The following is a 17,368-nucleotide window of genomic DNA, read 5'->3' as shown; positions in this document are numbered from 1 at the left end:
TCACGCTCCAGCCGAAGGCACTGCCGGGAGAGGGGGAATGGGTTCGCATGGTGTTGCTCCTTTTGATTGAACAGGGAATCGAGGCAGGTGCCGCGGATATTGCGAACCAGCGACCGAAGGCCGCTGGTTCCGCAGGGAAATGCCTAGTACGTCATCGCATGCCTGTTGCCGCGCCAGCAAGCGACAACGTGACCTGCTTCAGTGCCCGCGTGAGCGGCTATGCCGTGGCAGCCGCGCTGCCAGATAGTCGTGCTGATCGGCCAGGATATTCCGGCCCGATAGCAGGAAGTGCTCAAAGCGGCAGGGTGCATAAGGCACATAGATCAGCGGCTTGAAGTCTTCCACCCGCTTGGCGCCTTTTTCGTTATTGCAGCGCTGGCAGGCGGTGACGCAATTGGTCCAGCTATCCTTGCCGCCGCGCGAGCGGGCCAGGATATGGTCGCGGGTCAGCATCCGGCGCGGGAATTTCTGACCGCAATAGGCGCAAGTCCAGCGGTCGCGCTTGAACAGCAAGGCATTATCACGATCGCTCAGGTGCAGCGGTTCCCACGCCTGCGCCGCCATCAATTCGCTACCGGCAATGGCGATGATGGGCGCCACATCGATCTGGGTGCGCAGGCCATGGCGATTATGGCCGCCGTGAAAGGTGGTCAAGCGCGGACCCAGCTCCCAGGCCACCCGGCCCTTGGCATAGTGGGTTACCGCTTCCTGTGGGTCGAGCCAGGCATAGGGACGACCCGAGATATCCAGAGTGAGAACCTGTTGTGACATGACAGCACCTTAGCTTTTATATCCTTTCGTACGTAGGTGGATGGATGAGTGGTGTGATTTGCCGGTGCGATTGCGCCACACCGGCTTTCGCCGGGCTGCTTGCGTCTGCTGTGCATGTCAGACGCAGCAAACCCTGGCGAGGGTCGAAACGCGATGCAGGAGCCGGATTCGAACCGACTTCGTGCTGGCCGGCCGGCTGCACGGTCTTCCTGTAGACATCCCGCGAAATCGTTGAGGTGGCTTGGTGCCACCCCGGTGTCGGATCAATTTCCGACCTGCCAGCTCACCCGGCCCTGGGCGTCGATGGTGGCGGTGGCAGTGCCACGGCGGATCTGTACCTGATCGCGGCTGGCGCTGATCAGCTGGCCACCGCGCTGAAGCAGGTCTTCTGCGGTGATTTTGGCCAGTGCCAGTACCGGCTCGAAGCGGTCCAGCGATGGGCGCTTGGCGCCGCGATGACTGGTGACGGACTTGCGGTGGACGCTTGCCATGGTGTGCTCCTGTTCTGCTTGTTGGGGGTCAAGGCGTTTGGCAAAACTGCGGCATGGCGGCTTTGCCAAACGTCCTGCTGGTAAAGGGAGGCGATGGTGCGCACAAAGTGCCCGCCATGCGCAGCGCTTCCCTGTTGCTGCAATTCGATCCTGGCGGCACGGCGCTTGGCCTTGGTGGTCTTGCCATGCGCGCCGGCCTTCTTTCGATGGGCCGCCGCGACAAAGGGATTGCGCGGGGCCTTGGGTTTGCGTGGTTTCATGGTGTCTTCCAGATGTGCTTGCGCCGAAGGCGCTCGCGGTGGGTGGATAGTCGCCAGCCAAGCTGGCTGCGATGGTGATCCGCATATGGTGTGACGCTGCAAAGGCTGTCGCCCTTGCAACACTTTCTTGTGCGACCCGCTAGGCCTGGTGAGGCAGGCACGGCAGGGGCCGCGTAAAACGGTTTTTGTATTGTTAAAGATCGTTGCAGTCCTGATCCGGTCGGAACCGGGAACTGGCCTCATCCGAGGGCTCTACTGCGGTTTGCTGCTATGGGCCAGAAAAACAAAAAAGCCCGGAGTCCTGTCAGGAGCATCCGGGCTTTTCGCCTGTCGGGATTCCGATCTGTCGCTAGGAGTTGGCTCCTGCGCACAGGGAGGAAATCCCCGGATGCTTGTCGACCTTGTTCCAGCTGCCCCGGTATGCGAGCAGCAGACTGGAAAACAGACCGACAACGTTGCTGGGTTTGCCAGCATGCGAGACCAAGTCGCATGCCAAGGCCTGTGTGTTCACCATTTCCAGATCCGGGCGGCCAGCACAAACGCTGGACGCTCTGGCAGCCTGAAGCGCGTGGCGCATGACTGCAGTGATCGGATTGGACAGGAAGGTGTACACAGAGGCTCCGTAGTGAAAGGGTTGGGCCCGTTGCAGGGCGAGTCAGGTGAGTATTGCACGAGAAATTTTGCCGACGCAAGCCTGCCTGACAAAAATATTTGCATTGGATGCAAAATTATGGATTTTCATGCATGTTTTTCGCGTGAAACGCGGGGGGCGGTATAATGAGCGGGTCGTAGTGAGGTACGACTCATCCATGCAAATACATACTGCTCCTTCCGCCGCACCCGCGCAGGGTTCGCGGCATATCGCGCTCAATGTGCGGGTGCTGATGGCCCAGCACGGTTACCGCAATATCCGCGCCCTGTATCTTGATGTGCTCAAGACCGGGGCTGACATCTCCTACTCGCAGTTTTCGCGCATCGTCGACAATCAGTCGGAAAAGCTCAATCTGGCTGTGGTGGATGCCCTGCTCAATCTATTCGATTGTGCGATAACCGAGCTGATTGTGGAAACGCGCCAGCCGCAGCCGCGCTGATCGGCTTGCGCATTGTTGCTTGGAGCATCGGGCACAAGGCTCTAGATTGAGTGGATGCTCAAGAAGATTCCCGTCTCCAGCCTGCGCGTCGGCATGTATATCCACGAGATTTGCGGCTCTTGGGATGAACACCCGTTTCTGCTCAGCTCGTTTGCCGTGCGCAGCGAGCGCGATGTGCGGCGCATGCAGCAAAGCAGCGTCACCGAGGTCTGGATCAATCTGCGCAAGGGCTGCGATGTGCTGCCCGACCCGGCGGTGAATGCCGCAGCTCACCCCACCGCCGAAGTGGTGCAGGCGCAAGTCGAGCGTACCCTGGATCAGGCCCGTGCCAACTACCAGTCGCCGGTGCGCGTGTCACTGGTGCAGGAAATGGTGCAGGCAGCCAGAGTCTGCGCCAAGGGTAAATCGCTGGTGGTGTCCATGTTCAAGGAAGCGCGCATGGGCCGGGCGGTCAATCCGGAAGGGGCGGTCGAGCTGGTTGATGAAATATCCGCCTCGGTGATGCGCAATCCCGGCGCCTTTGTCAGCCTGGCGCGGCTGAAAACCGCCGATGACTACACCTATATGCATTCGGTGGCGGTATGCGCGCTGATGATCGCCCTGGGGCGGCAGCTGGGCATGGGGCCGGAAGAACTGCGCGAAGTGGGCCTCGCTGGCCTGTTGCACGATTTCGGCAAGGCCTATATCCCGGAGGCGATCCTCAACAAGGCCGGCAAGCTCACTGACGAAGAGTTCGAAATCATGAAGGAGCATCCCCGCTATGGCCATCAGGCCTTGCTGGAGGGGCAGCAGGTTGGCCCCATCGTGCTCGATGTGTGCCTGCACCACCATGAAAAGACCAATGGCAGCGGCTATCCGCAACGATTGGCCGATGAGCAGATCAGCCTGTACGCAAAAATGGCGGCTGTGTGTGATGTCTACGATGCCATCACCTCGAACCGCCCATACAAGCAAGGCTGGGATCCGGGCGAATCGATACGCAAGATGGCGGAGTGGGCGGATGGGCACTTCGACCAGCGCGTGTTTCATGCTTTTGTGAAGTCGCTGGGCATCTACCCGATCGGCTCTTTGGTGCAGATGAACACCGGCATGCTGGCAGTGGTGGTGGAGCAATCGGAAAAATCGCTGCTGGCGCCCTTGGTGCGGGTGATCTACTCCACCGAATTGCGCCAATTGGCGCCAAGCCAGCTGGTCAATCTGGCCGCACCGGGCTGCACCGACAAGATCGTATCGAGTGAAGACCCCGGCAAATGGGGGCTGGACAAACTGGAGCGCTTCGCCCTGCAGCCGGGTGAAATCATTCCGTGAATGACAGCGTGGTGCACGGCGCTTAGGGCGACTCACCTTGCTAAGCACGGCTTGCTTAGCGATTGCTGAGTGGCCGGTTTGGCGGTATTGCCGGATTATCGATGCTGGGTACATTGCCCGGACCGAAATCAGGAACGCACCCATGGCAGTAACTTTCTCCCGTCACCTGCTGATCGCTCTGGCAGCGCTGACGCTTCCCTTCTCCCATGCCGATACGGCGCCGGCAGCAGCCGTAGAGGCTGCCCGAACCAGCATCGATGCGGCACGCATGTCTGCCTTGGTCAAAAAGCTGTCCGGGCCGGAATACGGCGGCCGCCTCGCCGGTAGCGCCGGTGACGACCGGGCACGCGATGATCTGCTGGCCGAATTCCGCGCCATTGGCTTGCAGCCAGCCGGCAGTGAGGGCTATTTGCAGCCATTCAAGACCACCATCACCCAGCCCGATGGCCACTCGCATGGCAATCCGCCCAATCCGCTACTGGGCAAGGCGGCCAGCAGCAGCAATATCATCGGCATCCTTCCCGGCAATGATCCGCTGCTGAAACAGCAGCTGATCATCATCAGTGCTCATCGCGATCACCTGGGCCATCGCCCCGACGGCCAGCCATACCCTGGCGCCAATGATGATCTGTCCGGTGTCGCCGCCACGCTTGAGCTGGCCCGCGCCTTCAAGCAGCTGGACAAGGCAAACCGCCGCACCCTGATGTTTGTGGCCTATGGTGCCGAGGAGCAGGAGATGATGGGCTCGATCGCCCATGTAAAAGCGCTGGTACGCGAGGGGCGCATCAAGGATGTGGTCTTGATGCTGAGCATCGATATGATAGGCAGCGATTTCGATGAATTTCAAAAACCGGCATTTGGCAAAAACATGGTCGATCGCTGGTTGCGGCAGGCATATTCAAACAAGCGCAATCATTACGATGACTACTCGCATCAATATGATTATGAGCCCGGCCCCGAATATGATTATGATGCCGGCCCGTTTTCCCACTGCGGTGTCAATAACCGGGTGATCGGGCGTGCCGATGTTGATCATTATCACAAAATCACCGACACTTGGGAAAACGTGGATTTTGATACCGCCGCCCGCGTAACCGGCAGTGTGTTTGATCTGGTGTGGCGGGTGGATCAGAAAACCGAAAAACCCACCCAATGGAAACGCCCTGAAGATTGTCGCTAGGGAAGCTCTGCACGAATCGAGAATTCAACTTGAGTAGCAGATCCCGGGAAACCCGGGATTTAGCCGGGAGTGGGTAAGTTTTTGATTCCTTGCGGATCTATTCCACCCCCTCCGCCCCCGCCCCCGCCACCGCGGGTGGCCGCGCTTTTTGCGCGTAAGTCGATTTGTTCAGCGCTTCCCTCGTGAATATCCGCTTGACGGATTGCCGGTGAATTGGCGCCGGTTTGCTTGACTACCGTGGAGCATGGTTTGTGAATAGATATGGCAATCCGGTCAAGGGTCTGCTGAAAACCAATCACCAGCGCGAAGAAGCCCTGCGGGTATTGAATTTCTGGCAGATTGCCCGGCCTGGCCGCCGCTTTCTGATCATCAAGGATGAGGGCGATAGTCTCACCGTAGTACTGCACTGGATGGGTACCGACGATGGCGCGGGCCCTTCCTTGGCATCGATATCCAGCGATGCGCGCTGGCATGATGCCGGCGCTGCGTACTATCAGGTGGAGCAAATCCCCGCCTGAGTGCTGCGATATAACGGCTTTGAATCGGTAGCTGATTTTGTCGATTGATCAGTGAAACGATGCAATATGCCTTGTAGGTCGGGATTTATCCCGACACATCCGCAGGAAAATACCTTGTCGGGTAAATCCCGACCGACACAGCCAAAGCTTGGCGCTTGATTGAGCGAGGAATGCAATCAGGTTCCGCACCATCCTTGATGCCACCGGAGCAATGGCGCCGATGGCATCAAGGATTCCTTGAGCGCCGCCTCAGCGTTTTTCCAGCAAATGCAGGATAAAGCCATATTCCTCGGCCACTTCCTGTTGCCGGGCAAAACGGCCTGATTTGCCGCCGTGGCCGGCCTGCATATTGATCTTCAGCAGCAAGGGATTGCGGTCGGTCTTGCTGGCGCGCAGCTTCGCGACCCATTTGGCCGGCTCGAAATACTGTACTTGCGAGTCATGCAGGCCGGTGGTCACCAGCATGGCCGGGTAAGCCTTGGCGCTGACATTGTCATAGGGCGAGTAGCCGAGCATATAGTCGTAGGCAGCCTTGTCCTTGGGGTTGCCCCATTCGTCGAATTCATTGCTGGTCAGGGGAATGCTCTCGTCCAGCATGGTAGTGACCACATCGACAAACGGTACATGGGCAACCAGGCCGCGATACTTGTCGCCAGCCTGATTGGCAATGGCGCCGATCAGCAGACCACCGGCGCTGCCGCCGACGGCAAACACCTTGTCGCGGGCGGCGTAGCGCTCAGCCACCAGATAGTCGGTGACATCGGCAAAGTCGTTGAAGGTATTGCGTTTGCGCTGAAGCTTGCCGCTTTCATACCAGTCGCGCCCCATCTCCTGGCCGCCGCGGATATGGGCAATGGCGTAGACAAAGCCACGATCGAGCAAGGAGAGCGCGCTGCTGCGAAAGTAGGGGTCACTGGAGTGACCATACGAGCCATAGGCATACTGGTACAGCGGCGCGCTGCCATCGCGCTTGAAGCCTTTGCGATACACCAGCGATACCGGAATCTTCACCCCGTCGCGCGCCGTGGCCCACACCCGTTCGGTGACATAGTTGTCGCGCACAAAGCCGCCCAGCACCGCCTGTTGCTTGAGCAGCTTGCGCTCGCCGCTGCGCATATTCACCTCATACACGCTGTTGGGTGTGGTCAGCGAGCTGTAGTGATAGCGCAGGGTGTCGGTGTCTTGTTCGGCATTCACGTCGAAACCAGCGACATAGGCGGGCTCGTCGGCGTCGATAAAGGTCGGCTTCTGGCTGCCATCCCAGCTCAGTACGCGCAAGCGCAGCAGGCCTTCCGAGCGCTCGTTGATCGCCAGATAGCGCTTGAACAGGGCGAACCCTTCTACAAACACCGCCGGATTATGCGCCAGCAACTCCTTCCACTTGCTGCGATCGCCCATGTCCTCGTCGGCCACCGTCATCAGGCGGTAATTGGGTGCGTCCCAGTCGGTGCGGATCACCCAGTTGCCGGCCATATGGTCGGCCTCGTACTTGATCGGCGCGGCGCGTGGTGCCAATAGCCTGGGTGCGGCATCAGGCTGGTTGGCATCGATCACGCGGATTTCGCCGGTGGTGGTGCTGGCCAGGTTGATGGTGATAAAGCGCTCATCGCCCGTCTTGGCAATGGTCAGGTAAAAGCTGTGATCCGGCTCGGTGTACACCACCGTGTCGGTCTTCGGATCGCTGCCCAGCACATGCTTCTTCACCTTGGTGGAGAGCAGGGTGACCGGGTCGTTTTCCACATAGAACAAAGTCTTGTTGTCATTGGCCCAGACCACCTCATTGGACAGACCGCTGATCTCGTCCTTGAGATTCTTGCCCGAGGCGATATCGCGCACTTTCAGTGTGTACTGGCGCCGGCCGCTGCGATCTTCCAGATAAGCCACGCGTTGCGCATCGGGGCTTACTTCCACTTCGGCCAATTGGTAGAACGCCTGCTTGCCTGCTTCGCGATTGCCATCCACCAGGATCTGCTCGGCACCGCCGGCGACCGGCTTGCGGGCCTCGACCGGGTATTCGCGCCCCTTTTCAAAGCGGGTGTAGTAGAGCCAGTCGCCCTTTTTGTAGGGCACGGTGCTGTCGTCCTGCTTCAGGCGCGCCACCAACTCTTTGTACAGTTGCTGGGTCTTGGGCGCATAGACGGCAGACTGGGCCTTGAAGTAGGCGTTTTCCGCCTGCAGATAGCCGAGCACCTTGGGGTCTTTGCGGCTGTCGTCGCGCAGCCAGTAGTAAGGATCGTTGCGCGCACCATGCGGCGATAGCACCTCGAAGGGGTGGGGTTCTGCAACTGGCGGTACAGAAGCACTGGCTACGGCAGTCAAGACCGACAGGCAGACAGCGAGCAAGGAGCGCGTAACAGACATGGATAAACCTTGGGCAGCAAACAGAGCGGGCAATATAGTGGCGCCCGCTCTGCGTCGTCAAACCCGTGCTGGCAAGCCGCTTGGCCGCGGTCCGTTGGCGGGAGGAGCCATGCGCAGGCCTTGGCTTATTCCAGGGCGGCGATCGGCTGTAGCGCCAATGCCAGGCGGATATGCCGCCAGGCCGCCAGGGTCACCACAAAGACGGTAAACAGGGCAGCAAGCGCCAGTGGCAGAGCCAGACCGACCGGCATGCTGGCCCGCTCGACGAAGTCGGCCAGATAGCGTTGACCGAGCGGGGCTGCCAGACCCAGGCCGATGGTGCTGGCGAGCAGTAGCGGCCATAGCAACTCCCTTGCCACCTGAGCGACGATTGCCAGGCTGCCGGCGCCATGCAGGCGATGCAATACCAGTTCTGTACGGCGGCGCCGCAAGGTGTCGGCCACCAGGGCATAGGCACCGAGCATGGCGACCGCTACGGCCAATAGCGCTACCGTGGCCAGCACGGTGGTCAGCTGGCCTTCCTGCTGATACACCATGGCGCGTTGCTCGTCGGCGGTCCAGATGCGGTAAGGGACAGATGGCCCGTGATCCTTCCACAGCTGTTCCAGCGCCTGGCGCAATGCCTGCGGATCGGGGCCGTGCACGGTCAGATCCCACTGCGGTTGGTCGACGATCAGAAAGCCTTGCGGCATGGCCGCTTCGCGTGCTGATTCCTGTTTGACATCGCCAATCACCGCCACCACGCGGCGTGCTTCCTTGCCTTCTTCCGGCCAGGCGCCACCGCCGAGCAATACTGCGCCGATGGCGGCCTGCGGGCTGGCAAAGCCCAGCGCCTTGGCGGCCTTGGCATCGAGCACCAGGCTGGCTTCGCCATGTGCGCCTTGCGGCTTGCCGGCCAATACCTGCATGCCATAGGTGTCGAAGTAGCCGGGCGTTACCACCGTCATACGCAGCCCCAGCTTGTGCCGGTCGGCGCTGACATGCATTTCGCTCGGGCCGCCGATATCCATGGCCGGCCGGGCACTGCTGAAGGCCCAGTGGCTTACCGCAGGATGCTGTTTCAGCGCCGCGATGAACGGGTCGAGATTGGGCAGCATATCGCTCTCCACCATGGCGCTGAGGATCAGGCGGTTGTGGGTTTGGTAACCACGATCGGCCTGCACCAGATAGCGGTGCTGCATCGCCATCACGCCAGCCAGCGCCAGCAAGAGCAGCGCGCCACCAAGTTGCAGCGTCAACAAGCCCTGGCGCAGGCGGCGGCCCCATGGCCCCTCGCTGGCCGTGCGGCCCTGCAGGGCTGGCGCGGGTGCGCGGCGCAAGGCCATGCTGGCCGGCAATGCCAGCATCAAGGGCAACAGGGCCAGCAGGGTCAGGGCCAGGCCAAGCAGGGCCGCCACCGGCAGTGGGTCGGCCACCGGCTGGTTGGGCGACAAACCAAGCCAGTTGGCAATGGCCGGCGCGGCCCACCAGGCCAGCTGGATGGCCAGCGCGCCGCTTAATAGCAGGGGCAGCAGTGCTTCCAGCGACCACAGTTGCAGCAGATGCAGCCCATTGGCACCAAGTGCCCGACGCAGCGCCGTTTCGCGCTGGCGCTGCAACAGCACGGCCGCCTGTAGATTCATGGCATTGAAGGCGGCCAGCAGCAATAGCAGCACGCTGGCGCCACCCACGGCACCCAGCAGGCGCCAGCGCAGCTGATTATCCTCGCCGTCAAACGGCAGCTGATCGAGGCGCAGGCCGCCAAAGGCAATGGCCTCGCCATGGTCTCGCCACTCGGCTGGCAGTTGCGCGTACAGCGGGCTGGCCGTGAAGGCGTCGCGCATCCAGGCGCTGAGCTGTTTGATGCGTGCGCCGGATTCAAGCCGGGCGAATACCCGGCCATTGATCTGATGGATGGCATCGCGCGCCGCTTCGTTTGCAATATTGCCGCGGAAGTCCTTGCCGACCATGGAAAAGCTGGCCAGCGCGTCGTGGCGGCCGAACCAGGGGCCGCGCGGATCGAACGGCGGAATGACCGCGGTGACGGTATAGGCCTTGCCGCGGCTGGTAAAGCTGCGGCCCAGCGCGTCGGGCAAGGGCAATTCGCCCCATAGCTTGCGCACGATATCCGGGGTGATGGCGATGGCATCGTCGCGCAGCAGGGTGGCGCGCAAATCGCCATGGAGCGCATTCAGGCCCAACAGCGGCACCAGATCAGGGTCGGCCGCCAGTACCGACACAATCTGCGTGCTGTCGCGCATGCGCACCGTCATGGCCTCGGCGCTGCAACGGCTGATCAGGGCCAGCGGTAGCTGGCGGCTCTTCAACATCGGACCGAATGCCACGGGCGAACCGGTAAACCAGGCGCCGGGCTGTTCTACCGCCCCTTTGAAAGTGAGCATGACCACGCGCTGCGCATCGGGAATCTTCGGGTCTACTGCCGACAGAGCCAGGCAGAACAGACCAAGCAGCAGACATACCGCCAGCGACAGGGTCAGACCGGCCATGGTGACCAGGGTGGGCGCCATCCGGCTTTTCAGACCGGTCAGGGCATCGAGTAGCAGGGCACGCATGATCAGGGCTCCTGGCTGGCATCGACCAGGATGCGGCCATCGAGCAGGCGCACGCAGCGCGAGGCCAGGGCAGCATGTTCGGCGCTGTGGGTCACCATCACCAGGGTGGTGCCTTCGTCATTCAGTTCGCGCAAGAGCTGCATCACGTCCTGGCCATGCGCGCTGTCGAGATTGCCGGTCGGCTCGTCCGCCAGCAGCAAGGCCGGCCGGGCGGCGATGGCGCGGGCGATGGCGACCCGCTGCTGCTGGCCACCGCTGAGCTGGCTGGGATGGTGCCTGGCGCGGTGGCTCAGCTGCAGCCGCTCCAACACCTCGCCGATACGGGTGCGCTGCTGGCTGGCAGACAGGCTGCCATAGCGCAGCGCCAGCTGCACATTGCGCTCTACCGTCATTTCTTCCACCAGATTGAAGCTCTGGAACACGAAACCGATGCGGCCACGGCGGATGGCAGCCAGCTCGCGCGCGCTCTTGCCGGCGATATCCTGGCCTTCCAGCAGATAGCTGCCGCTGCTGGGCGTGTCGAGCAGGCCCAACAGGCCCAGCAGGGTGGACTTGCCGCAACCGGATGGCCCGGTAATGGCCACATATTCGCCGGCCTCGATATCCAGGTTGATGGCATCAAGGGCGGTGGTTTCGATTTCACCGGTACGGTGACGTTTGCTCAGCTGTCGCAGCGCAATCATGGCAGGGCTAACCTTTCGGCATCGGTTGGAGGTTGGGAGATCAGAACCTGGTCGCCGGCAGCGAGGCCGGCCAGGATTTCCACCTGTCCGGCGGCGCGCCGGCCCAGGGTGATGGGACGACGGTGCAGCTCGCTGCCGTGCCGCACATAGACGCGGGTCTGCACACCGGGGCCATCGCTGAGCAGCAGCGCGGGGCGCGCTTCACTCAGTTGCAGGCGGATTTCCACCGTTTGCCCCGGTCGCAAATCGGCCGGTGCGGCCGCTATCCAGCGCAGCAGTATCCTGGCCTTGCCGGCCTGCACTTGCGGCAGGGTCTGCGCCAGCTGCACTTCGCCCAGCGGGCTGCTGGCACGCAGGCCGCCGTGCAGGCGCGGCAGGTAGTATTCGTCGATCTCTGCGCTCAGCTGCATGCCGCTGCTGGGGTCGTCGATACGGCCGAGGTGATCGCCGGGGCGCACGCTGCTGCCCACCATGGGCTGAAAGCCGCTGAGCTGCCCGCTGATCGGCGCGCGCTGCTGCAGGCGCTCGCTGGCGCGTTCCAGCAATTGCAGTCCTCGCTGCAGGCCGCGCACCGCACGATCCATTTCCACTAGCGACTGCTGGCGGGTATCGGCCTCCAGTTGCTGATCCTGGCGCGCGGTCTGCAATAGCTGGCTGGTCAATTGCGCCTGGCGCTGTGCCTGCTCCAGGGCGGCGGCCGAAACGAAACCGGCGGCGGCCAGCGGGGAAAGCCGGCGCAGATCGGCCTCGGCCTGCTGCTGGTCGGCCAGTAGCTTGGCCAGCTCGCGCCGGTTTTGCGCCAGGCTGGCCGCCTGGGCGCTGCGTTGCGCCGAGGCATTGGCCATCTGCTGCGCCACCTCGGCACTGCGTTGCATCAGCAACTGTTCCTGTTCGGTGCTTTGCAGGCGGTAGAGCGGCGCGCCGGCATTCACCCAGTCACCGTCGTGCGCCTGCACCACCTCTACCCGCCCCGCTTCCGGTGCATCGAGCTGCACCGAACGCACCGGTTCTACCCTGGCACGCAGCGGCAATTCGTCGCGGAATTGCCCGGCTCGTACGGTTGCCAGCTGTGGCGCCACCACCGTTTGCAGCTGCGGCACCCGTAGCCACGCGGCCAGCGCCACGCCGGTCAGCGGCAGCAGCAGCCAGGCCGCCCGCACCAGGCGTTTGCGCCACGGCGCAGGTGCGGGCAGGCGGCGGTCCATGCTGGCGCCGGAATGCCGGGTCGAAGCGGTTGAAAGCGGGGCGGGTTGGCTCATGCCGCACAGCTTGTGGTCGGGCTGGCCTGCTGCCTACCCCCCTGTCCGCTTCCGGACAGGTAGCTGGCGCAATGCACCGCAGGGCTGCCAAGATGAGGGTCATGAACACGCCCAGCATTTTGCTACTGGATGATGACCCGGAAGTCGGCCTCGCGGCCCAGCTGCTGCTGCAACGGCGGGTGGCGCCGATCACCTGCCTGCGCCGGCCGGCCGAATTGATGGCGGCGCTGGATCGCCTGCAACCGGGCCTGCTGCTGCTCGACCTGAATTTCGGTCCGGGGCGCACCGATGGCGCCCAGGGCTTGCGCCTGCTGGACGAGGTGCAGGCGCGCGCGCAACCGCCCTGTGTGGTGGTGATGACCGCCTATGCCGATATCGCGCTGGCGGTGCAGGCGCTCAAACGCGGCGCCTACGATTTCATTACCAAGCCGTGGGATAACGTAAAGCTGATCGCCACTTGCCGCGAGGCGATCGAGCAAGCGCAGCCGGCCAGCGCGCCTGCCGACACCGCGACCGTGCCCGGTGAACCGCTGCGCTCGCTGGCAGCACAGGAGCGCGCCGCCTTGCTGGCGGCCATTACCGAAGCACAGGGCAATCTCAGCGCCGCTGCGCGGCTATTGGGCTTGTCGCGTGCAGCCTTGTACCGGCGGCTCGACAAGCATGGGCTCTAACAAGCGGTTTGCAAAATGGCTGGGTGGCCGTGCGCGCCGGGCGCCCCCGGCTGACGGCCCCTCGCTCATTCTGCCAACAGCTTCTACGCATTCCGGCTGGCGGCTATTGCTGCTGGCATTGCTATGCCTGCTGGCCGGCGCGCTTGGTCATGCAGCCGGGACCTCGCTGGTGAAATGGCTGGGGGTGGCGGAATTGCTGCTGCTGGCCTTACTGTTGGCCTGGCCGCTACGCCGGCCGCCTCCCCTGTTGGCGCCCCCTGCCGCACCAGCCGGCGATAGCGAGCGGCTCACCTTGTTGCAGGCTCGCCTTGAGCACTTGCCGGTGGCCGCCTGGGTCGAGCAGGATGGCGTGCTCACGGCGCTGGGCAGCCGCGCGCGGCGTCTGGCTGCGCCTGGCGGGGTGCGCGATCCTGCTGCCCTGCAGCAGCAGTTGCGCGCAGCCCGCCATGGCGGTCATCTCGTGCTGGATACCGAGCGTGGCAATGAGCGCTGGCTGGTGCAGTGCCAGGCCTTGGCGCTGGATGGCCAGGCGCAGCGCTTGCTGGTGCTGGTGCCGCTGGAGCAGCAGCTGGAGTCGGAATCGCTGCTTGCCTGGCAACAGCTGGTGCAGGTGCTGACCCACGAGATCATGAATTCCCTGACACCGATTCGCAGCCTTAGCCAGACCGCGCAGATGCTGCTGGATGAGCCAGGCAGCGAAGCGGAGCTGCGCATCGCGCTGGAGGCCATTGCCCTGCGTGCCGACGGGCTGAGCCGCTTTGTGCAGACCTATCGGCGCGTCAGCCAATTGCCGGCACCGGAGCTTGCGCCGGTTGATCTGGCGGAATGTTTTGCCCACCTGCAGCGGGCGGTGGCGCCAGCCTGGGCCGCACGCGGCGGTGAGGCGCGCTTTGAACTGCATGACCCCAGCCTGCGCCTGGTGGCCGATGCGGGCCAGCTGGAGCAAGCCTTGATTGCCCTGATCCACAATGCCGAACAGGCAACGGCAGAGCTGGCCAAGCCGCGCCTGTGGGTACAGGCCCGCCAGGGGCGTGGCGGGCGCTTGCAGATCATGGTGCGTGATAACGGCCCTGGCGTGCCGGCCGGCCTTGAGCGACAGATCTTCCTGCCGTTTTTCAGCGCCCGCGAAGGCGGCCAGGGCATTGGTCTCACCGTGGTGCGGCAGCTGGTGCACGGCATGGGCGGCCGGGTGCGGCATGTACGGCCGCTGGAGGGCGGGGCGGCGTTTGTACTGAGTTTTTGACCGGCCCTTCGCGCTTGATCTGGCAAATATCTGAATTAGGGAAGCTCTGAACGAATCGCCAACGCGCAAAAAGCGCGGTCCCCCCGCGCAATGCGGGGGCGGAGGGGGTGGAATAGCGCAGCGAGGAATCAAAACTTACCCTCTGCTGCTTAAGTTCCGGGTTTCCCGGGACCGGCAATGTTGGTTGAAAACTCGGTTTATTCAGCGCTTCCTTAGGCCTTGCGCAACTGCGCCAATACGGCCTTGAGTTCGCTACGATCGATCGGCTTGGTCAGATAGCCATCAAGACCGGCATCCATGCCGGCCTGGCGCTCCTCCGCCATGGCGGCGGCGGTTAGCGCATAAATCGGTAGATGTGCTTGGCCGGGCTGCGCCTGCTCGTGCGCGCGGATCAGGCGGGTGGCTTCGATGCCGCCCATGACCGGCATATGCATATCCATCAGCAGCAGATCGAATGGCTGCTGCGCCACCGCTTCCAGCGCCAGCTGGCCGTTTTCCACCAGGGTAACCCGGTGATTGGCCTGCTCCAGCAGGCGACGGATCAGCATCTGGTTCACCGCATTATCCTCGGCCACCAGGATATGCAGTGGCACTGCCGCATCGGCGGTGTCGGCGGTGGCCTGCTGCTGGGGGGCTTCGGCGATATTGCTGGCATGCAGCGGCAAGGTGACGATAAAGCGGGTGCCACGGCCCTGCTCGCTTTCCACCGTGATATGCCCGCCCATCAGCTCTACCAGACGGCTGCTGATGGTGAGCCCGAGGCCGGTGCCGCCAAAGTGGCGGGTGGTGGAGGCATCTTCCTGCGAGAACGCTTCGAAAATCTTGCCGAGCTTGTCGGCGGCAATGCCGATGCCGGTATCGCGTACGGTAATCGCCAGCCGGGCCTGCCCGTCGGTTGTTGCGGCAAGCGGCGTGGCATGCAGGCTTACCGAGCCCGAGCTGGTGAACTTGATCGCATTGCTCAACAAATTGTTTACCACTTGCCGCAGCCGTAGCGGGTCGCCCTCGATCCAGTGCGGCAACTCCGCTGCATAGGCGTAGTCCAGCTGCAGCCCTTTCTTGCCGGCCGCTACCGTCCAGCTCTTCAGCGTTTCCTGCAGCAACTCGGGCAGATCGAATGCGAGCTGTTCGATCACCACCTTGCCGGCTTCAACCTTGGAAAAGTCGAGAATGTCATTGATGATGCCCAGCAGACTCTTGGCCGAGCTTTGCGCCACTTCCAGGCATTCGCGCTGATCGCTACTCATTTCGCTGTCGAGCGCCAGGTCGATCATGCTGAGCACGCCATTCATCGGCGTGCGGATCTCATGGCTCATATTGGCGAGGAACTCGCTCTTGGAGCGGCTGGCCGCATCGGCCGCCTCCTTGGCGCGCTGCAGTTGCAAATTGGCCGCTTCGCGTTCGCTGACCAGGGTGGCGATGGTGGAAATCACTGCCGGCAAATCACTGGCCGTTTCTGTGTCGGCCGGCTGGTTGGGTAGCAGATTGGCGACGATCTGCCGCAACGATTGCAGTACCTGCTCGCGCGCTGCCAGTTCGCTGCGCAGCTGTGTGGCGGTTTTTTGCAGCGTCTGCAGGGCTTGGCGGAATTCCAGCGGCGCGTCGTCGATCAGCTTGGCATTGCTGGCATCGTCGCTACCGGCGCTGATACCCAGATCGAGCACGCTGCGCGTTTGCACATGGCCGAGCCAGCGTTGCAGCGGAAACCAGATCAAAAGCAGGCCGCCGGCCAGGCTACCAAGCGCCAGCAGCAGGGCCAGGCGCAGCAGCTGCCAAAGCTCCCTGGCGACAATGCCGGCGTCGAAACTGAGGCGCAGCACGCCGTAATCCTTGCCGCCGGCGGAAATCACCCGGTTAACGTCGCTGAGCTTGCTTTCTACCCGGCTTAACAGCCAGGCGGGTGGCGTGCTTTGCTGGCTGGCCGATGCATTCAGGCTTTCAATCTTGCCACCCGACAGATCGATAAACGCTGCAGTGGAATATTTCGAATCGCGTACCGCCAGGTCGAGGGTGCGACGTATCGTGTCGTAATCGCCAATCACCGCACTATCACGCACGGTTTGCCCAGCCACCTCGATCATCATGCTGGCCGATTGCTGCACATCTTCGATATGGCGGGAAAACTGGCTGCGATAAAACAGCGTCAAACCAATGCCAAGAAAAACCAGCCAGGTGCCGCAATACAGAAAATACACCCGCGCGACCAGCGATTGCGGCCGCAGGAATACAGGAATAAATCGGCTGAACAGATAAGTCACACTGTTATTTCACTGCATCTGGCGCAGTGAGATAAAACTTGCGGAAACTATCGTATTCCTTGCCGTCCGACGGAATGAAATACGCTTCGGCGCTCAGCCCCACCTGCTGCGATGCCTGGTGCAATATCGCCTTGCCTTTCGGGTCTTTATGCATATTGAACAAGGCCTCACCCACCGCCTTGACATCGGCAGCCGGCACGCTGCCGGCAGCCATCAGGGCCAGGTCGTACAAGGGCTCGCTTGACCACAGGACACGGAATTTCTTGCCCTCGCGATTGGCATAGCCTTCGATCAATTGCGAATTTCCGCCCACCGCTTTCACCTTGCCGGCAAATAATTGCGCCAGTGCGGCATTCTGGTTGCCGCCAAATACCACTTTCACATCAATACGGTTATTGAGCAGGTGCGCATAGGGAAATTTATACGCTACAAGCGCTTCCGGCCCCGGAAACGCCACCTCCTGACCTTTTAACTGCGCAATATCAGTAATCGGCGAATCTGCCGGTACAACGATCTGCCCATGAATGGGTGGCATCTGGCGTCGGCCGAATACCTTCCAGCCAAGCTTTTCACGCTCCGGGCTGAATAAATGATTGCTGAAAATAAACTCGACTTCCTTGGCCAGGACATAGCTGGTGGTATCGGCCGAAGTACGGCCGATTTTCAGACTGAGATTGACGCCGCTTTTTTCCGATACATAGCTGATGATCGGGTTCCAGTAC

General features: G+C 62.2%; 15 protein-coding genes. 6 read left to right on the top strand and 9 right to left on the bottom strand.

Features of this window, described 5'->3' with window-relative positions; all coding sequences use genetic code 11:
• Positions 1 to 198: 198 nt before the first annotated feature.
• The 3 genes from ACE3OH_RS03580 to ACE3OH_RS03570 all read right to left on the bottom strand — a co-directional run bounded on the left by ACE3OH_RS03580 (position 199) and on the right by ACE3OH_RS03570 (position 2,135).
• Complete coding sequence (locus tag ACE3OH_RS03580; RefSeq protein WP_374348508.1) at positions 199 to 771, bottom strand: HNH endonuclease; 573 nt, start codon at positions 769 to 771, stop codon at positions 199 to 201.
• 263 nt (positions 772 to 1,034) lie between these two features.
• Positions 1,035 to 1,262: a hypothetical protein gene (locus tag ACE3OH_RS03575; RefSeq protein WP_374348505.1), complete on the bottom strand. Its 228-nt coding sequence runs from the start codon at positions 1,260 to 1,262 to the stop codon at positions 1,035 to 1,037.
• 609 nt (positions 1,263 to 1,871) lie between these two features.
• Positions 1,872 to 2,135, bottom strand: a complete 264-nt coding sequence (locus tag ACE3OH_RS03570; protein WP_374348502.1) for a hypothetical protein — start codon at positions 2,133 to 2,135, stop codon at positions 1,872 to 1,874.
• Positions 2,136 to 2,331: 196 nt separating this feature from the next.
• Here ACE3OH_RS03570 and ACE3OH_RS03565 point away from each other — a divergent pair, with 196 nt between their 5' ends.
• The 4 genes from ACE3OH_RS03565 to ACE3OH_RS03550 all read left to right on the top strand — a co-directional run bounded on the left by ACE3OH_RS03565 (position 2,332) and on the right by ACE3OH_RS03550 (position 5,619).
• Entirely contained in the window at positions 2,332 to 2,613 is a 282-nt protein-coding gene (locus ACE3OH_RS03565) for a helix-turn-helix domain-containing protein (RefSeq protein ID WP_374348499.1), read from the top strand.
• A gap of 54 nt (positions 2,614 to 2,667) precedes the next feature.
• Positions 2,668 to 3,921 carry an HD-GYP domain-containing protein gene (locus ACE3OH_RS03560; RefSeq protein ID WP_374348497.1) on the top strand — a complete coding sequence of 418 codons (1,254 nt, stop codon included), beginning with the start codon at positions 2,668 to 2,670 and terminating at the stop codon, positions 3,919 to 3,921.
• Between the two features lie 142 nt (positions 3,922 to 4,063).
• Entirely contained in the window at positions 4,064 to 5,101 is a 1,038-nt protein-coding gene (locus ACE3OH_RS03555) for a M28 family metallopeptidase (RefSeq protein ID WP_374348494.1), read from the top strand.
• Between the two features lie 251 nt (positions 5,102 to 5,352).
• The gene (locus ACE3OH_RS03550; protein WP_374348491.1) at positions 5,353 to 5,619 is read left to right on the top strand and encodes a hypothetical protein; all 267 of its coding nucleotides are present in this window, start codon (positions 5,353 to 5,355) and stop codon (positions 5,617 to 5,619) included.
• Between the two features lie 249 nt (positions 5,620 to 5,868).
• Here ACE3OH_RS03550 and ACE3OH_RS03545 read toward each other — a convergent pair whose 3' ends face one another.
• From ACE3OH_RS03545 to ACE3OH_RS03530, 4 genes are all read right to left on the bottom strand, one after another.
• Positions 5,869 to 7,980: a S9 family peptidase gene (locus ACE3OH_RS03545; protein ID WP_374348488.1), complete on the bottom strand. Its 2,112-nt coding sequence runs from the start codon at positions 7,978 to 7,980 to the stop codon at positions 5,869 to 5,871.
• A 125-nt stretch (positions 7,981 to 8,105) separates the two neighbouring features.
• Complete coding sequence (locus ACE3OH_RS03540; protein ID WP_374348484.1) at positions 8,106 to 10,532, bottom strand: FtsX-like permease family protein; 2,427 nt, start codon at positions 10,530 to 10,532, stop codon at positions 8,106 to 8,108.
• Positions 10,533 to 10,534: 2 nt separating this feature from the next.
• On the bottom strand, positions 10,535 to 11,215 hold the full coding sequence (locus tag ACE3OH_RS03535; RefSeq protein ID WP_374348482.1) for an ABC transporter ATP-binding protein: 681 nt from the start codon (positions 11,213 to 11,215) through the stop codon (positions 10,535 to 10,537).
• Positions 11,212 to 12,474 carry an efflux RND transporter periplasmic adaptor subunit gene (locus tag ACE3OH_RS03530; RefSeq protein WP_374348480.1) on the bottom strand — a complete coding sequence of 421 codons (1,263 nt, stop codon included), beginning with the start codon at positions 12,472 to 12,474 and terminating at the stop codon, positions 11,212 to 11,214. Before ACE3OH_RS03530 ends, ACE3OH_RS03535 begins: the two co-directional genes overlap by 4 nt.
• Positions 12,475 to 12,575: 101 nt before the next feature.
• On the opposite strand from ACE3OH_RS03530, the gene ACE3OH_RS03525 reads away from it, so the two are divergent.
• Both ACE3OH_RS03525 and ACE3OH_RS03520 read left to right on the top strand, forming a co-directional pair.
• A complete protein-coding gene (locus tag ACE3OH_RS03525) occupies positions 12,576 to 13,145 on the top strand; it encodes a response regulator (protein WP_374348477.1) in 570 nt (189 codons plus the stop codon).
• Between the two features lie 106 nt (positions 13,146 to 13,251).
• The gene (locus ACE3OH_RS03520) at positions 13,252 to 14,388 is read left to right on the top strand and encodes a PAS domain-containing sensor histidine kinase (RefSeq protein WP_374348474.1); all 1,137 of its coding nucleotides are present in this window, start codon (positions 13,252 to 13,254) and stop codon (positions 14,386 to 14,388) included.
• 212 nt (positions 14,389 to 14,600) lie between these two features.
• Here ACE3OH_RS03520 and ACE3OH_RS03515 read toward each other — a convergent pair whose 3' ends face one another.
• Together ACE3OH_RS03515 and ACE3OH_RS03510 are read right to left on the bottom strand one after the other, a co-directional pair.
• Positions 14,601 to 16,646, bottom strand: coding sequence for an ATP-binding protein (locus ACE3OH_RS03515; protein ID WP_374348472.1), 2,046 nt, complete (start codon positions 16,644 to 16,646; stop codon positions 14,601 to 14,603).
• Between the two features lie 4 nt (positions 16,647 to 16,650).
• On the bottom strand, positions 16,651 to 17,368 hold a 718-nt coding region (locus ACE3OH_RS03510), incomplete at its 5' end, for a phosphate/phosphite/phosphonate ABC transporter substrate-binding protein (RefSeq protein ID WP_374348468.1).

Source organism: Chitinimonas sp. (assembly GCF_041904975.1).
Lineage (GTDB): Bacteria > Pseudomonadota > Gammaproteobacteria > Burkholderiales > Chitinimonadaceae > Chitinimonas.
This window is presented reverse-complemented; position numbering and strand designations above follow the sequence as displayed.